This window comes from Silvibacterium dinghuense (genome assembly GCF_004123295.1).
GTDB lineage: Bacteria > Acidobacteriota > Terriglobia > Terriglobales > Acidobacteriaceae > Silvibacterium > Silvibacterium dinghuense.
In genome coordinates this window covers 1,616,590-1,632,891 of sequence record NZ_SDMK01000001.1, presented here as the reverse complement: position 1 = coordinate 1,632,891, position 16,302 = coordinate 1,616,590, and the positions used below count along the sequence as shown (strand labels likewise).

Genomic DNA, 16,302 nt, shown 5'->3' with positions numbered 1-16,302 from the left:
CTACTTGCCGCCCCCCTGTGCGTTCCCGGAGTCAGGCGGCTCCGGCGCGCTCTTCTTCAGTTGCTTCACCTGCACGGTCTCGCCGTCGATCAGCGAATCCGGAGGATTCTGCACTACTGCATCGTCCGCATTCAGTCCTTCGATGATCGCGGCTGTTTTGCCGTCATCCTGGCCGATGGTGACGGGTACCAGCCTGGCCTTGTTGTTCTGCACGATGCCGACGCGCAGGCCTTCAGAGCGAAACATCAGCGCCGAAACGGGGACGACCAGGGATGGCCGGGTGGTCGGAATCTTGAAATGCACCTGAGCATAAGCACCCGGGTAGAGCTCGCCCTTGGGGTTGTTGACATCGACTTCCACCAGCAGTGTGCGTGTCGTCAGGTCAATGGCGCGCGCTGTCCGCACCACGTTGCCGGTGAATGTACGCCCGGGGAACTCGCCGAGCGTCAGGGTTGCCGTTACGCCTGGCTGTACGGCCACCGAGTAGACCTGCGGCACGTTCACATATACGCGCAGCACATGCTCGTCGGAAAGATGGAAGAGCTCGCTGCCGGCGGTCGTGCCTGCTCCCTCGTTGATCAGCGAGCCGATATCGACATTACGCAGCGTGACCGTGCCGTCAAAGGGCGCATAGACGTTCTCAAAGCCCACCAGTTGCTCATAGTGCTGCACGTTGGCCGCGGCCGACTCCACCTGCGTGCCGGTCGATTTCTCCTGTGTGGTATAGGTGTCTGTATCCTGCGCGGAGACGGCATTGGCTTTGAGCAGGTCCTGGTAGCGAGCCGACTGGATTTTCGCGTTCTTGGCGTTTGCCTCGGCCGTGGCTAGATCGGCTTTGGCCTGCGCCAGCTGCTGATCGATTTCCGGGCTCTCGATGACGGCGAGCAGCTGTCCCTTGCGGACATGTGCGCCAATGTCGAAGTTCCACTTCTTCAGGTAGCCGTTGGTACGGGCATAGATGGAAGAGTCGGTATACGCCTGCATGTTGCCCGGCAGCACCAGTTCCTGGACAGGCGAGCCCTGTATCGGTGCATCGACGATGACCGTCGGCGTGGCCAGCTGGGTGGTCTGCGTCTGCAGCTCGCTGCGGGCGCGCAGACGCGGGATGACGCCCGTTACCGCCAGAACTGCGGCCACGACGAGAAGAACAAAGAGCAGCAGCAGCGCCTTGCCGCCGGAAAGCGGGGGACGGGAATTTTCTGAAGCATTCGCAGGTTGATTCATGACAGGTTCTCCGTCGCAGGCTTCATGGAATGGTGGCGGGCTTCACGCTCGCGCTTTTTTCTCTCCGCGCGGCCATGCAGGACGCTGAAGAAGGTAGGTACGAAGAAGAGAGTTGAGATGGTGGCAAAGAGCAGGCCGCCGATCACGGCACGGCCCAGCGGAGCATTCTGTTCGCCGCCGTCGCCCAGTCCCAGCGCCATGGGCACCATGCCGATAATCATCGCCAGCGCCGTCATGATCACCGGCCGGAAGCGCGTAAAGCCTGCGCTGAGCGCTGCCTCCCTGGCGTCGCCCACCGTCTCTTCCAGCTGCTCGCGGGCAAAGCTGATGACCAGGATCGAGTTCGAAGTCGCCACGCCCATGCACATGATCGCGCCGGTCAGCGCCGGCACGCTGATCCGGGTATGCGTGAGGAAGAGAAACCAGACGATGCCTGCAATCGCTGCCGGTAAACCCGAGATAATGATGAACGGGTCCAGCCAGGATTGGAAATTCACCACGATGAGCAGGTAAACGAGCAGGATGGAGAAGACCAGTCCGCTGATCAGGCCGATGAACGAGCTCTTCATGGTCTGTACCTGTCCGCGGACCACGATTGCCGAGCCGCGCGGCAGCTTGCCTTTTTCAGTGGCAAGTATCTTCTCGATGCCGTTATCAACGCTCTTCAGGTCGGTATTCACGACGTTGCCGTAGATATCGAGCACCGGTGCGATGTTGTAGTGCGTCACCGTGGCCTGTTCCATGCCCGGCGTGATATTGGCCACGTTGCTCAGCAGCTGGCCCGGGTTCGCGGCGATCGGCGCCGTCGTCGAGCTCTGGATCACGCCGTTTGGTTGCGGAGCCGGCGAGGCTGAATTCGTCGATGCGCCGACGATCGGGATGTTTTCAAGGTCCTGCATCGAGTCCAGGAGGTACTGCGGGGCCTGCACCGCGATCTGGTAGCTGACGCCAGTCTTCGGATCCATCCAGAAGTTGGGCGAGGTCTGGAAGCTGCCGGCCGTAGCCGCCAGCAGGCTGCTGGCTATGTTCGACTGCTGGAGTCCGAGCTGCATGGCCTTGGTGCGGTTTACATCCACGGTCAGCACGGGCAGGTTGAAGGGCTGCTGGATGCGCAGATCGGCGGTCCCCGGTACCTGCTTGATCTGGTTAATCAGCTGCTCGGCCACCTGGCGGTTCCCGGCCAGGTCCTTGCCCACGATCTGAATGTCGATCGGGGCCGGAAGCCCGAAGTTCAGGATCTGCGTCGTCATGTCCACCGGCAGGGTATAGAAGGTCGTGCCGGGGAAGCGCTGGTTGAGGATGGTGCGCAGTTTCTGCACATAGGCGTCGGTCGGATGATGATTCTCGGTCAGCGAGACGGAGATGTCGGCATCGGCCGGTCCAATGGTTGCATCGTTCGAATACGAGGTATTGATGCCGGAGTAGGGCAGGCCGATGTTGTCGATGATGGTGATGAGTTCATCCTCTGGAACCACCTCGCGAATCGTGCGGTCGACCTGGTCGCAGAGATCAGCCATGTCCTCGATACGCGTGCCGGTCTGGGCGCGGACATGGAACTCGAACTGCCCGCTGTCGACCGAAGGGAAGAAGTCCTCGCCAAGGAAGGGATAAAGCGCCGCGGAGGAGATGATGGCAAAGGCCAGGAAAAAGAGCAGGAAAACCGTCGAGTGCGTGAGGCACAGCTCGAGGATGCGGTAGTAGCCACGGCGCAGCTTCTCGAAGTAGTGCTCGAAGCCGAGCTGGAAGCGGACCAGGGGGTTGCGGCTCCTGGCTTTCTGCTCGACCTCATGTTCGTCGTGCTCCTTCAGCAGATACTTGGCCATGGTGGGCACAACCGTACGCGAGAGGAGGTAGCTGGCCAGCATGGCGAAGCAGACCGCCTCGGCCAGCGGTACGAAGAGGTAGCGGGCCACGCCGCTCAGAAAGAACATGGGCACGAAGACGATGCAGATCGAGATGGTCGCCACCAGCGCCGGGACCGCGATTTGCGCCGCGCCGTCGAGGATGGCCTGCTCGATCGCTTTGCCTTCTTCGAGGTTGCGGTTGATGTTCTCGATCTCGACCGTCGCGTCGTCGACCAGGATGCCGACAGCCAGTGCCAGGCCACCCAGCGTCATGATGTTGATGGTCTCGCCCAGTGCCGAGAGCACCAGCAGAGAGGAGAGGATCGAAAGCGGGATGGATACCGCGATGATCAGCGTCGAACGCCAACTGCCGAGGAACAGCAGGATCATCACCGCCGTGAGGCAGGCCGCGATCAGCGCCTCCCTCACCACGCCGTCGATCGAGGCGCGCACGAAGATCGACTGGTCGCCGAGCAGCTTGATCTTGAGCGAAGGCGGGAATTGCGGCTCGATCTCCTTGAGCTTCCCGCGAATGCCCTTCACGATGTCCAGCGTGGACGAGTTGCCCGTCTTGATCACCGAGAGCAGCGTGGCCCTCTGCCCATCGACGCGCACGATATTGGTCTGCGGCGGGAAGCCGTCGCGCACATGGCCGATGTCGTGCATGTAGACCATCGCGCCGTTCACCGAGCGGATCGGGATATCGTTCAGCTCCTGGATCGTCTCTGGTGAGCTGTTGGTCTCGATCTGGTATTCAAAGGTGCCGACCTTTAATGTGCCGGAGGGCTCGATGATGTTCTGGCTGCCCAGCGCCGTCACCACGTCCGCCGGAGTGATGCCCTTGGCCTGCATTGCCTGCGGGTTGATGTCCACCTGCACCTGGCGCTGTTTGCCGCCGTAGGGATACGGAATGCCCGTGCCGGGGATGGTGACCAGCTGCGTACGGATGAAGTTGAGGCCGAAGTCGTTCAGCTGCTGTTCGCTGAGTCCCTGTCCGGAGAGGCCGAGCTGCAGGATGGGCACGCTCGAAGCTGAATACTGCAGGATGAGCGGCGGCGTGGTGCCCGGCGGGAGCTGCTTGAGCTGCGTCTGGCAGATGGCGGTGATCTGCGCGACCGCCGATGAGATCTCGACGCTCGGCTGGAAGTAGACCTTCACCACGCCAATGCCGTACATCGAGTTCGACTCGATGTGCTCGATGTTGTTTACCGTTGTCGTCAGCGAGCGCTCGTTCTGGTAGATGATCCGGTTGGCCATCTGTTCGGCCGAAAGGCCGGTGTACTGCCACACGATGGAGACGACCGGGATATTGATGTTCGGAAAAATATCCGTGGGCGTGTTGAACACCGCCAGCGGCCCGAGAATCATCAGCAGAAGCGCAAGGACAGCAAAGGTATACGGCCGTCGTAGCGCGAGGCGAACAATCCACATATCGTTTCAGCGGCTCCGTTTCAACGAATCCGTGTGAACGAATCCGGGAACAGTGAGGCGGAGGTCTGAGTCCGGGACCGTGGCGCGTTTGCCGGCGGCAGCCATTCTCTCGTCCGCGAGGGACTCTGTACCTTGGACAGGCATTTCCACTGAGAGGGCCGGAATACACAAGAGCGCACTCTCCATGGGGCTGCCTTCCAGTACGTTCGCGATGCAAGCCAGCGTATTGTAACCACGCAAAGACAGGCAATGTCTTGCAGAGGACGCCAGCGAAAACAACGGACCCGAAGCCGGATGGTTACGGTAAGAAGGCTCCGGGAGCGTTCAGCATCAAAATACAACTAGACGAAGCAGCCATGGGGAAAGACGCCTGTGCCTGCATCCATAGAAGATGAAGGCACGTTGCCCGTGCAGGCACGGGAATGGGATGCGCGGATGGCTATAAGAGATGCGGAACATTTCCGCCAGGGCTGAGGAGATGGCCCTGGGAGTTTCTTCTGACCCAGAGCCCTAGAGATTGAGTTTTTTGAAGATGCGTCCGGGAATGCTGCGAATGATGAACATGATCAATGCCCAGAAAGCGGGCAGGTAGACAACGTCCTTTCGCTTTTCAACCGCCTGCACGATGCCGCGCGCGATAGTGTCTGGTGAGGCAAATAGCGGAGAGCGCGGTAGATGCGCGGTCATCGGCGTGGCTACGAACCCCGGCTTGATGGTCAGCACCTGAACTCCGGCCCGGTCGATGCGATTGCGCACGCCGTCGAGGAAGAGGCTCAGCGCGCCCTTGGCCGAGCCATACACGTAATTGCTCTTGCGGCCGCGGTCGCCGGCTACCGACGAAATGACTGCCAGTGTGCCCTGCTTCGACTGCTCGAAGTAGTTCGCCAGCCAGGTAATCAAGGACACCGGGGCCAGGAAGTTTGTGCCGAGAATGGCCTCTGCCGCTGGATAGCTTACCTCGGCCTCTGGCTGATCGCCCAGTGTGCCGTGTGCCAGCAGCGCCATCTCGATCGTGCCGAGGTTCAGCGACGCGGAAGTGAGCATGGCGGGGTGCGCGGCCGTGTCATCGAGGTCCATGACGTGGGTAGCGACGGCCGCTGCGCCCCGGGTGCGGAGATCGGCGGCTACGGCTTCGAGTTTTTCCGCACTGCGCGCAACCAGGAAAAGGCTGGCACCACGTTCGGCAAAGATACGCAGCGTGGCCTCGGCAATCGCCGAAGTGGCGCCCAGGCAGAGAATGCGCGTCGGCATGGGATGGGCAGCAGCTTTAGGCATCGATTGCCCTCCGTCCCGTGACGCGTTGCCAGAAGGCCGAGTCGAAGGCGGGATCGATATAGGGCAGGAACGCCTGCCAGTTCGGATAGAACGTCTGGTACTGGGCAGCGGTCATGCGCGCGTCCTTGGCCGAGTACATGCGGCCGCCGTAGTCGAGGGTGATGGCCGCAAGACGGTCGAGGAGATCGAAGCTCACCTCATGGCGGATGGGAAAGTCGAGCGCCAGCATCACGCCCGGCGCCGGAAAGCTCATCATGCCCGGCGAGGGAATATCGCCGAAGAACTTGATGACCGCGAGGAATGAGGCCAGTCCTGAGCGCGTGATGGCCTTCAGGATCTCCGCCATGCCTTCCTTGCCGGCTTCGAAGGGAATGACGTTCTGGAACTGCAGCAGCCCGGCCTTGCCGTACATCTTGTTCCATTGCAGTACGGAATCCAGAGGGTAGAAATACGGCTCGTAGTCGACAACCGCCTTCTGCTGCTTCTTGAGCTGCTTGTTGTAGTAGGCGGTGTTGAAGGCGGCCATCGAAAACTTGTTCAGCGCAATCTCCGGCAGATCGATGGGGAAGGTCAGCCAGGGCTCCTTGCTCTTCTTGAGCGAGCCGGGGATGGTCGCATGCTCACCGTGCATGAAAATGCCGCGCGCGAAGTTCCTGCCAGTGGAGACGCAGTCGATCCAGGCCACCGTGTACTCGGTCTTCGCGCTGTTGGCGAGCGTGAAAAACTCGTCCAGGCCGACGAACTTGTCGCCCTGGTAGTCGATCATCCGCGAGACGATCGGACGCAGGCGGATTTCGGCCCAGGTGATGAGGCCGGTCAGCCCCATACCGCCGACAGTGGCGCGGAACCACTCGGCATTTTCCGTCGGACTGCACAGGATGCGCGTGCCGTCTGAGCGCACCAGTTCGAAGCGTGGCACATGGCAGCCGAAGCTGCCGGCAGAGTGATGGTTCTTACCATGAATGTCATTGGCAATTGCTCCACCCACGGTTACATACTTTGTGCCTGGCGTTACTGGCAGGAAAAAGCCGCGCGGCACGGCGAAATCGAGGATCTCTGCCAGTGTGATGCCGGCTTCGCAGCGCAGCAGGCCGCTCTGCGGATCGAAGGCGATCAGCCGGTCCATGCCGCGGGTGTGCAGCAGTGTGCCGCCTTCGAGGAGGCAGACGTCGCCATAGCTGCGGCCAGCGCCTACGGGCAGCATAGGACCATCCGCTGCTTTGCGCAGGGGAAAGTCGCCACGCCAGTGCAGCGGCACGAGTTTGGCATCGAGACGGGGATAGCGGCCCCAGCTTTCAAAACTGGGCTTGGGTTTCGATTTAGCCATAGATGTGGGAGAGCAATGCTCCTGGTTCGAGGTTACACGGAGAGTGGCGCCGAGCTAAATTGCGGCCAGTACGGCGATCACCGCGATGCATGCGCCGATCAGCAGGCTCATCTTGTCCGTTACGGCAAAGATCACCGGGTCTTCGTCCAGTTCGCCGCGCGAGGCCAGCAGCCAGACGCGGCTCAGCCACAGGATCATCAGCGGCGTCATCAGCCACATCCGCGTGGGGTGGTGATAGAGGTCCATGATGTCCGGGCTGTTGATGTAGAGTGCGAAGACTACCACTGCTGCATAGGCGCTGGCTGTGCCGAAGGAGCGCAGCTGCTCGATGTCCGCAAGCAGGTAGCCGCGCCCGTTCGAGAGTGCATTGCCGCTTGCCCGCACATTCTGGAGCTCGCTGAAACGCTTCACCATGGCCAGCGAGAGGAAAAGGAAGACGGAGAGCGCCGCAAGCCAGGGCGAGAAGGTGACACTGGTGGCCGCGCCGCCCGCGAGCATACGCAGTGTGTAAAGACCGCTGAGCAGCACGACGTCAATCAGCACAACGCGCTTGAGATGCAGCGAGTAGGCGAGGGTCGTCACCAGGTATGTCAGCAGCCAGCCGAGGAAGCCGATGGGCAGCCAGGCTGCGCCGGCAAAGGCCATGGCCAGGAAGGTCACCGAGATGAGCACGCCTGTCTTCGGCGAAAGGTCGCCCGAGGCGAAAGGGCGCCGCCGCTTCTTCGGATGCCGCCGGTCTGCCTCGATATCCAGCAGGTCATTGACGATATAGGTCGCCGAGGCGCAGAGGCTGAAGCTCAGAAAAGCCACCAGTGCCTGGGAGAACAGCCGCAGGCTCAGGATGTGCGCCAGCAGCAAGGGCACAAAGATGAGCACATTCTTCGCCCACTGGTGCAGGCGTATGGTCTTGAACAGAATTTTGCCGATGGGGGCGCGATCGTCGAACTGGCGGGCTACGGTAACCTTATGCCGGTTCAGCAGGCCACGCAGGGCGCGATCGGGATTGGCAACCATCGGTTCGCCGGAGTGCTGCAGGAGTGTCAGGTCGGGCCGCGCATTGCCGATGTAGTCGAAGCCTTCGGCAAAGCGGCGCTGCAGGCTCTCGAGCTTGTTATGCCCGGTCAGATTGGTTGCGCCGTCGCTGGCCAGTACCTCTTCGAAGATGCCAAGGTGATCGGCGATGCGCTGCGCCAGCGTGGCGTCAGCTCCGGTCGTCAGGTAGAGCTTGCGCCCCTCGTTGTGTTGCTCCGTCAGGTACTCAAGCAGCTGGCGATTGTAAGGCAGATGCGCCGGGTCGAGTTGCACCAGTGCGCCGACGCGGGCCTTGAGCGCGGCCTTACCTCCTGAGATCCACAAAGGAGATTGCAACGCCTTCAGTGGGTAGGTGCGGGCCAGCAATAGCAGGGAGTCGATGAGTGTGTCGCTCTTGACCAGCGTGCCGTCGAGATCGACACATAGGGCACGTTGAGATGCGATGACGGTTTTATCGGGGGCCACGGCCTGCGATACCATGCAACTCTCCTTGAGTGCAACAACCAGCCCGGCCAGCCCGTACGGCAAGAGGGTCCGCTCTCGCTTGGGATTGAGCGAATGGGCCGATCGTGACAGCATCGGCCCTCTTCACTGAGCTGAAGCCGCCTACTGCGCGAGAATCGGTTCCAGCGCAGCGGCGGAGTGGTCTCTCCGGTGTTCGGGGAAGTATGCATTCAGTATGTACTGTTCGATCATGCGCTGCGTATTAAAGTATGAGCCATTGAGCGCAATGGTCGAACGCATAATCCGCTTCCACTGGTTCTGATCGGTGTAATAGAGCGGCAGAATCACCTGTTCCAGGTGCTCATAGAGCGAAGCGGCCTCGCCCTCATCGGTGTCGTGGTCGGCGATCGCCCAGCCGGTCACCCCCTCGATCCAGCCTTCGATCCACCAGCCGTCGAGAATGCTCAGGCTCGGCACGCCGTTCAGCGCTGCCTTCATGCCGCTGGTGCCCGAAGCCTCATACGGACGCTTGGGCGTGTTCAGCCACAGGTCCACGCCACCGGTCAGCAGCGCGCCGAGCTGCCACTCGTAGTTTTCCAGATAGACGATGGTCAGATCGGCGTTGTCCAGCTCCTTCGCGAGTTCAATCACCCGCCGGATTTTGGCCTTGCCTGGCTCGTCGGCCGGATGCGCCTTGCCGCTGTAGATTACCTGCAGGCCGCCGTGCTCATGCGCCATCTTTACCAGCCGTTCCGGCTCGGTGAAGAGCAGGTCGCAGCGCTTGTACGTGGCCGCGCGTCGCGCAAAGCCGATGGTGAAGATCTCCGGCCGCAGCTGCACACCGGTGCGTTCCTTCACTGCTTCGATCAGCGCGAGCTTCGACTCGCGGTGCGCCTGCTCGATCTCTTCTTCGGGGATATCGATGGCGTAGCGCAGCGAGATATTGTCCTGCCGCCAGCGCGGCATATGCCGGTCGAAGGCAGCCTGAATGGCAGGCGAGGTCCATGTCGCCGCATGCACGCCGTTGGTGATCGCGTCGATCCGGTACTCGGGGAACATGGCGCGTGAGACCTTGCCGTGCTGCATGGCGACGCCATTCACGTAACGTGCGAAGCGCAGCGCGATGTAGGTCATGTTCAGCAGCCCATCATGGAAGCAGCCCAACCGCTCGAAGGTATGCGTCCGCTCCGGTCCCAGGATGCGGTTCGACTGATCCGCGGAGAAGCGGTCGTGGCCGGCAGGTACCGGCGTATGCGTAGTGAAGACACAGCGGCGGCGTACCGCTTCGACAGTCGACTCGTCGGCGCTGTCCAGGGGCGAGCCGAAGAGCTGCTTTTCCAGCAGCGCGATGGTCAGCAGTGCCGCGTGGCCTTCATTCATGTGGTACACGATCGGCCGGTAGTCCAGCGCTTCGAGCATCCGGGCGCCGCCGATGCCGAGCACCGCCTCTTGACGCAGGCGATAGTCGCCGTCGCCGCCGTAGAGGTGGTCGGTGAGAATGCGATCACGGGGATCGTTGCGTTCGAGATTGGTGTCGAGGAAGTAGATGGGGATGGTGTGGCCGGTGACGCCGATGACGTCGTGCCGCCAGGCGCGGATGGTGACCGGCCGTCCTTCGACAACGATGGTGACCGTCGGCTTCTCCGCGGTGAGCTGGGATTCGATATCCCAGGGCTGAGTCTCTTCGGTCTGGATGCCGTTTGCGTCAAGATGCTGCCGAAAGTAGCCCTTGCGATGGGCCAGGGTCAGGGCTACCAGCGGCAGGCTCAGATCGGCGGCAGAGCGCAGGGTGTCGCCGGCCAGTACGCCGAGGCCGCCGCTATAGGTCGGCATGGAGGGATCGACGGCAATTTCCATCGAAAAATAGGCGACGACGCTGCGTTCCTGAGCCGATGCCAGTTCCGTCATTTGCTGCAATGGATTGAATCGCATGTGGGAAGGTGTCTCCGCGAACAGAGTAGGGGCGCGTCTTGGAAAGGTTTACCAGAGCCCTCAAAGGGGGAAACGCGCATCCAGCAAATGACCAAGGGGCCCGCGTGGTTTCGCCAGCGCTAACGCCGGCGCCGGGGAATGCTGGCCATTTTTCCACGTGCGATGGCCAGCTCCGGTAGCCAGATTCTAGCAAGCGGAGGTTGGAAACCCGAGAGAAAAGCAGAGTACGGAGATGTAAGGAAGGTACGACTTTCGCGTTACTTTCGCTTTGAATTCCTGCGGACAATCCCCACCCAGGCACAGGCCTGGGTGGGGATTGTCCGGGGTGTGACGAGCGGGAGCGGCCGAAGGCGTATTGCCGCTACGCGCAGCTGCTACCCTTCGATCCGGTGCACGCCCGCTGAGGCGTGACAGCGGTAGATATCTGCCGCAATGCCTGTCGCCCGGTGATAGCCCTCACGCAGGTGCTCGATAAAGGTGTCCGCGTGCGCCTGCTCCACCAGGTTGACCGTGCAGCCACCAAAGCCGCCGCCGGTCAGCCGTGCGCCGATGCAGCCGGCTTCCTGGGACGCCAGATCCACCAGGATGTCGGCTTCCGGACAGCTGGCTTCGAAGTCATCGCGGTAGCTGGCGTGCGCCTCGTACATCAACCGTCCCAGCGTCTTCAGATCGCCTGCTTCGAGTGCCGCCGCCGCTGCTTCGGTCCGGGTGTTCTCCGTAATAATGTGGCGGGCGCGCTTGAGCGCGTCGGGCGACATCTCGCTTCCCCACTTCTGCAGGTCTTCGACCGTGGCATCGCGCAGGAAGCGGACTTCGGGCCGATGGCTGGCGATCACCCGCGTTGCTTCTTCCACTTCGGCGCGGCGCGTGTTGTACTCGCCTCCGGCATGCGAATGCTTCACCATGGTGTTCGAGATGACGATGGCGACGTCCGCGGGAATCGGCGCGAGCTTATAGGCCAGCGAGCGGCAGTCGAGCAGCAGGGCGTGGTTCTCCGCGCCGCAGCAGGCGATGAACTGGTCCATGATGCCGGTCGAAGCGCCGACAAATTCGTTCTCTGCGCGCTGGCAAAGGCGCGCCATCTGCGGCAGCGGGATCTCCTTGCCTGCCATGTGGAGCAGCGCGCTGATCGTAGCGACCTCTACCGAGGCCGAAGAGCTGAGGCCCGCGCCCACCGGTACATCGCCATTCAACGTCAGGCTGAAGGCCGGGACTTCGATGCCCTGGCCGCGCAGGATGGCCAGCACGCCCAGCGGGTAATCGCTCCAGTGGTGCTGGGCCCTGGCGGGCAGCTGGTTGAGAGGATGCGCGACGGTTTCCTGGAAGTTCTGCGAGGCGATGACCACCTGCCCGTCCGTGCGCGGGGAGATGGCGGCGATGGTCGCGAAGTCGATGGCCGCCGGCATGACGAAGCCTTCTGCGTAATCCGTATGCTCGCCGATGAGATTGACTCGGCCTGGCGCCAGGAAAAGTGCCGGGGTCTGCTGGAAGGCGTGGAAGTGCGCGTCTCTGGTACCGTTTACATCGAGCATTTTAGCTGCCTCTCGGGAACTCTGAGAAAACCTACCTAATACTACCGGAGCTGTCGGAGCCTCGCTTCCGACTTCCGTCGGAGTGGCGCAAGCTGTGGCTGCCGGGTGCCTACGCCTCGATTCTGAGACGTGGGAATCATGCTTCTTTTTAAGAGCCGCTTCGCACGCGGATGCTCATCCACCAGCTTGCCGCTTCGCCCGGAGCCAGAGTCCGTCCGTAGCCTGTTTCCATCGCCTGGGCCAGTGAGTCCATCGGTGCGGTGCAGGGTTCGATGGCGATGGCATTCTGCCGATTCGCCGCACCCTCCGGCCAGCCGCCATAGCAGAGCCACAGTCCGAGCCAGGGAGTCAGTTGCGGATCGAACTCGATCTGCAATGTGATGCCGTGCTGTTTGCGCTCAATGCGGCACCAGCCTTCGGCCGGTGCCGCGGTGAAGAGCTTGTCTCCGTAGCCACTGGTCTCGGGAGCCGCTACATCGAGCCGCGTTGTGCTGCCGTCCGTCAGCGTCGCCTCCGGCCAGTTGAGCTTTGTACCCGAAGTGCCCAGCCGTCCGCCTCCCGATCCTTCCAGCCGCACTTCTGAAACAGACTCCGGCAGGGTCAGCACGTCTCCGGCATCGACCGTATAAAGAGGATGCGCGCACCAGGCCCAGGGCAGCGGCTGCGAGGTCACATTCTCGACGCGGTACGCGATGCGCAGCTCGTTCGCCGTAAGGGTGAAGGTGCGATCGAAGCGCAGCGGCAACACCGATCCCGTAGCGCTCAGCGTTGCAGAGGTTGCCGTGGAGGCCGTGACTTCGCAGGGCAGCCGCCAATATTCCCCGTGGTCGGGCACGAAGACACCGTCCGGCAGGATGCACTCCGCGACCGAGGGCAGGCATTCATCGATGCCGCTTGCGTCGCTCTCCTCGAAGCCCATGGCCAGATCGCGCAGCGCGTAAGGCTTGAGCGGCTGCTGCAACAGCTCGACGCCATCTTTCTGGAGCTGGCCGATCTTCCCGCCCAGGGCCGGGTAGAGGGTTGCGGAGAATGTATCCGATTGCAGCGTCAGCGTTCTGAGTGCGGGGTCTTTCTGGGCCAAGGGGGATGCCTCTTATCGGTTGGCGGCGGCGTCCAGGCGCTGCCAGATTGCGGGGAGCCATGCTTCATGCTCGGGCTTCATCAGCACGGAGCGCAGGCAGGTCACAGTATCGGTAGCCGAGGCGCCGGGAAAGGCATCCGGGCCGAAGAAGGCTACCGGCAACTGTACCAGAGCGAGGTGTAAGTCCTGTTGCGCCGCGCGGTCGAAAACCTGCTGCGCGCGCTGTGAGGCTGCTTCGAGCGATTCAGCCCGTACTGCCCAGACCACAATATCCAGCTCCGGGCGCGGACCTGTTACGAAGCGCGCATCGGCGCTCAGCCGTCGATGCAGATCGAGCGCTGCACGCCGCGAGGCTTCAAGCCCCTGTGCGAAATCGCCGCCGCGTATGAGCGGCAGCAGCCGCTGCGTCGCCCAGAGTGCTACTGCCGAGGCCCCCGCACGCGAGCACTCGAGCGATATCTCTCCAAGATGGAGTTCGCCGGAGGTGAAGTAGGTATAAGGCGAATCATGCTTGTAGAAGCGGCCGACCGTGGGATCGCGAAAGAGGATCGAACCGCACCCATAAGGCTGCAGCCCATGCTTGTGCGGATCGATGACGATCGAATCCGCCTCCCCGATCAGAGAGAAGGCGCGCGCAGCTTCCGGGGCGAGATTCGAGGCCAGCGTGAAGTAACCGCCGTAGGCTGCATCCACATGGAGGCGGAAGCCATAGCGCTCGCGCAGTGCGAGGATCTTCTCCAGCGGATCGACTGCTCCCAGGGCCGTGGTTCCCAGTGTCGCCACCACGGTTCCGATCGTTCCCTCAGCCAGCGCCGCTTCCAGTGCGGCCATATCCATCCGTCCGTGAGCATCGGCGGCAACGGATATAAAGGGCAGCTTCAGCACCCCGCTGATGCGGCTGTGCGTGTAGTGCGCCTGTGCGGATGCGGCGACGGCCTTGCCCGGGGCAAGCTGTCCGGCTACCCACAGCGCTTCGAGGTTGGCGAAGGTGCCGCCGCTGGTCAGGTGGCCCAGATGCTGCTGCCATCCGAACATGGCCGCAATCTCGCGCACTGCCTCGATCTCCATGGCCGAGCTGGCCCGGCCTCCATCGAGCGCATGGTTGTTCGGGTTCACGAACATGGCCAGCGCATAGGCTGCGCGTGCTACCGGATGCGGCGGCTTCAGCATTTGCCCTGCGTAGAGCGGATGGAAGTAAGGATAGTTGTCGCCCATGCGTGCCGCGGCTTCGGCGAGCACGGATGCCATGGCGTCGAGATCGCCGGCGCGGGTGCCCGAGTCGAGGGAGGTGTCCGGCATGGAAGCGAAAGCCCGGGCGAAATGCGGGAGGGCATCGGTGAGCAGAGGCAGCAGAGAGGACGGCGGCATGACAGGGAACAGGATAAGGAAATGCCGCAGATTGGACCAGGGACAGGGGCGCCAAGTCTGTCGCAATACAGGAAATAAGCGTTTTTACATGCGGTTAAGATTTTCCGGGCACTCTTGCGTTCTCTGCTACACTGGGGGCGCGTTAGTTTCGAACCGGTCGAGAGTAGTCCTGTCCAAGTTGCATGACCACTGTCTTTGGCTCCGATTCACTCCAGCGCAATTCACTCCAGGAATAAGCATCAAATGGAACAAGGTACTGTGAAGTGGTTTAACGACGCCAAGGGCTACGGCTTCATCTCCCGCCAGAATGGGGAAGATGTCTTCGTGCACTACTCTGCCATTAACTCGAATGGCTTCAAGAGTCTGCAGGAAGGTCAGGCCGTGCAGTTCAACGTCGTGAAGGGGCCGAAGGGCTGGCAGGCAGCGGACGTCCAGCCTCTCTAAATTGACGCGACAGTGGATACACGGTTAGCAGGCAAGATTGAGCTGGACCGAGCGATAAGGCGAGCCCAGGCTCGCCTTATCGCTTTTAGGTACTCAGCTTCCGTGCAAGGCGCTCCAGTGCATCGCAGGCGGAGCGGACGCCGTCTTCCTGGTTGACCTGCCGCGCTACCTCGATGGCGCGCTCGGCATAACTCGTGTCTTCGAGCAGGATGCGGATGTGCCGTGCGGCAGCCTCCGCCGTGTAGTCCTGCCGGCGGATCACTCGTGCCACGCCCAACTGCCGCACCCGCCGCGCATTGTCCGGCTGGTCATGGCTGTAGGGCATCACCAGCATTGGCCGGCCCGCGCGCAGCGCCTGCGCCGTCGTGCCCACACCGCCCTGGTGGATGATGGCCGAGGTGCGCGGAAAGAGCTGCGAGTACGGCGCGTAAGTTGCAATCGTGATCTCCGGCGGCAGTTGCTGCTTGGGCCGGTTCGCCGGATCGCTGCCCGTAAGCAGCACGGCCCGCATGCCCAGCTGCTGCGCCACCCGCGTGCTCACTTCATAGAAATCGCCCGCGGCCATCACCGCCGCTGAGCCGAGCGTGAAGACCAGCGGAGGAGGCCCGGCGGCAAGAAACGCTTCGAGCGCGGGTGGCAGGCTGGTGTTGCCGGCATCCCCGTCGTAAAAGGCGAAACCCGTAATCTCGGTGTGTGCCGGCCAGTCCGGCTGCGGGTCACCCAGCACGCGCGAGAACATCGCCAACGTGAGCGAAGGTGAGAACTTGGCATCGAAGATCGGGTCCGGTCCCCGGTCGAGTCCCAGCTCCCGGCGCAATTCGTAGATCGGCTTGGGCCAGCGCCGTGTGACGACGCGGGCAAAACGGGGAATCGCATGGCCTACCGCCGGAATCGCCGACTGGACCTTGGCCAGCGTCGGATAGGGTGGCAGTACCGGCGGATCGTAACCTGAGAAGAACGAGAGCGGCGCCAGCACGTACGACGCCCACGGAATGCCAGTGACCTCGGCGACGATGGGCCCGGCATAGGCCAGCTCTCCGGTGATGAGGAGATCCGCTCCGCCCTCGGCGCGCACGGCCGCCAGCAGGTCCTGGTAGCTTTCGCGGATCGAGGGGAAGAGAAACTCGCGCAGCCCGCGCTCGGTGCCCTTTTTGATGTCCCAGATCATCTCAACCATCCGCTTGTCCTGCGGATCCTGGTCGGGCCGCACCGGCGCGAAGCCGATGCCCAGCGGTTCGATCTTTTCGCGGAACATGGCAGGCACGGCCAGCACCGGAGTGTGGCCGCGACGCTTGAGCTCGAGACTGAGCGCTACCAGCGGGTTGATGTCACCGAAGGTCCCGAAGGTCGAGAAGACGATTCTCATTC

General features: G+C 62.3%; 11 protein-coding genes. 1 reads left to right on the top strand and 10 read right to left on the bottom strand.

What is annotated here, in order from left to right; genetic code table 11:
* The 9 genes from ESZ00_RS06475 to ESZ00_RS06435 all read right to left on the bottom strand — a co-directional run bounded on the left by ESZ00_RS06475 (position 1) and on the right by ESZ00_RS06435 (position 14,421).
* Positions 1-1,224 carry an efflux RND transporter periplasmic adaptor subunit gene (locus tag ESZ00_RS06475; RefSeq protein ID WP_129207308.1) on the bottom strand — a complete coding sequence of 408 codons (1,224 nt, stop codon included), beginning with the start codon at positions 1,222-1,224 and terminating at the stop codon, positions 1-3.
* Positions 1,221-4,499: an efflux RND transporter permease subunit gene (locus ESZ00_RS06470; protein ID WP_129207307.1), complete on the bottom strand. Its 3,279-nt coding sequence runs from the start codon at positions 4,497-4,499 to the stop codon at positions 1,221-1,223. The genes ESZ00_RS06475 and ESZ00_RS06470 overlap by 4 nt, the downstream gene beginning before the upstream one ends.
* A 510-nt stretch (positions 4,500-5,009) precedes the next feature.
* Positions 5,010-5,774, bottom strand: coding sequence for an SDR family oxidoreductase (locus tag ESZ00_RS06465; RefSeq protein ID WP_129207306.1), 765 nt, complete (start codon positions 5,772-5,774; stop codon positions 5,010-5,012).
* The gene (locus tag ESZ00_RS06460; RefSeq protein ID WP_129207305.1) at positions 5,767-7,101 is read right to left on the bottom strand and encodes an FAD-binding oxidoreductase; all 1,335 of its coding nucleotides are present in this window, start codon (positions 7,099-7,101) and stop codon (positions 5,767-5,769) included. Before ESZ00_RS06460 ends, ESZ00_RS06465 begins: the two co-directional genes overlap by 8 nt.
* A gap of 54 nt (positions 7,102-7,155) precedes the next feature.
* Positions 7,156-8,613 carry a UbiA family prenyltransferase gene (locus tag ESZ00_RS06455; protein WP_129207304.1) on the bottom strand — a complete coding sequence of 486 codons (1,458 nt, stop codon included), beginning with the start codon at positions 8,611-8,613 and terminating at the stop codon, positions 7,156-7,158.
* A gap of 126 nt (positions 8,614-8,739) precedes the next feature.
* Positions 8,740-10,509 carry an alpha-glucan family phosphorylase gene (glgP, locus tag ESZ00_RS06450; protein WP_204520159.1) on the bottom strand — a complete coding sequence of 590 codons (1,770 nt, stop codon included), beginning with the start codon at positions 10,507-10,509 and terminating at the stop codon, positions 8,740-8,742.
* A gap of 374 nt (positions 10,510-10,883) precedes the next feature.
* Positions 10,884-12,041, bottom strand: coding sequence for a galactokinase (gene galK / locus ESZ00_RS06445; protein WP_129207303.1), 1,158 nt, complete (start codon positions 12,039-12,041; stop codon positions 10,884-10,886).
* A gap of 148 nt (positions 12,042-12,189) precedes the next feature.
* Positions 12,190-13,122: a hypothetical protein gene (locus ESZ00_RS06440; protein ID WP_129207302.1), complete on the bottom strand. Its 933-nt coding sequence runs from the start codon at positions 13,120-13,122 to the stop codon at positions 12,190-12,192.
* Between the two features lie 12 nt (positions 13,123-13,134).
* Positions 13,135-14,421, bottom strand: a complete 1,287-nt coding sequence (locus ESZ00_RS06435; RefSeq protein ID WP_229740997.1) for a pyridoxal phosphate-dependent decarboxylase family protein — start codon at positions 14,419-14,421, stop codon at positions 13,135-13,137.
* Positions 14,422-14,733: 312 nt separating this feature from the next.
* On the opposite strand from ESZ00_RS06435, the gene ESZ00_RS06430 reads away from it, so the two are divergent.
* Positions 14,734-14,934: a cold-shock protein gene (locus ESZ00_RS06430; RefSeq protein ID WP_129207301.1), complete on the top strand. Its 201-nt coding sequence runs from the start codon at positions 14,734-14,736 to the stop codon at positions 14,932-14,934.
* A gap of 85 nt (positions 14,935-15,019) precedes the next feature.
* On the opposite strand, the gene ESZ00_RS06425 is transcribed toward ESZ00_RS06430, so the two are convergent.
* Entirely contained in the window at positions 15,020-16,300 is a 1,281-nt protein-coding gene (locus tag ESZ00_RS06425; protein WP_129207300.1) for a glycosyltransferase, read from the bottom strand.
* Positions 16,301-16,302: the final 2 nt, after the last annotated feature.

Coding starts and splice junctions, on each gene's coding strand:
- ESZ00_RS06475 (WP_129207308.1), bottom strand. CDS start 1,224: ATGAATCAACCTGCGAATGCTTCAGAAAATTCCCGTCCCCCGCTTTCC.
- ESZ00_RS06470 (WP_129207307.1), bottom strand. CDS start 4,499: ATGTGGATTGTTCGCCTCGCGCTACGACGGCCGTATACCTTTGCTGTC.
- ESZ00_RS06465 (WP_129207306.1), bottom strand. CDS start 5,774: ATGCCTAAAGCTGCTGCCCATCCCATGCCGACGCGCATTCTCTGCCTG.
- ESZ00_RS06460 (WP_129207305.1), bottom strand. CDS start 7,101: ATGGCTAAATCGAAACCCAAGCCCAGTTTTGAAAGCTGGGGCCGCTAT.
- ESZ00_RS06455 (WP_129207304.1), bottom strand. CDS start 8,613: ATGGTATCGCAGGCCGTGGCCCCCGATAAAACCGTCATCGCATCTCAA.
- glgP (WP_204520159.1), bottom strand. CDS start 10,509: ATGCGATTCAATCCATTGCAGCAAATGACGGAACTGGCATCGGCTCAG.
- galK (WP_129207303.1), bottom strand. CDS start 12,041: ATGCTCGATGTAAACGGTACCAGAGACGCGCACTTCCACGCCTTCCAG.
- ESZ00_RS06435 (WP_229740997.1), bottom strand. CDS start 14,421: ATGCCGGACACCTCCCTCGACTCGGGCACCCGCGCCGGCGATCTCGAC.
- ESZ00_RS06430 (WP_129207301.1), top strand. CDS start 14,734: ATGGAACAAGGTACTGTGAAGTGGTTTAACGACGCCAAGGGCTACGGC.
- ESZ00_RS06425 (WP_129207300.1), bottom strand. CDS start 16,300: ATGAGAATCGTCTTCTCGACCTTCGGGACCTTCGGTGACATCAACCCG.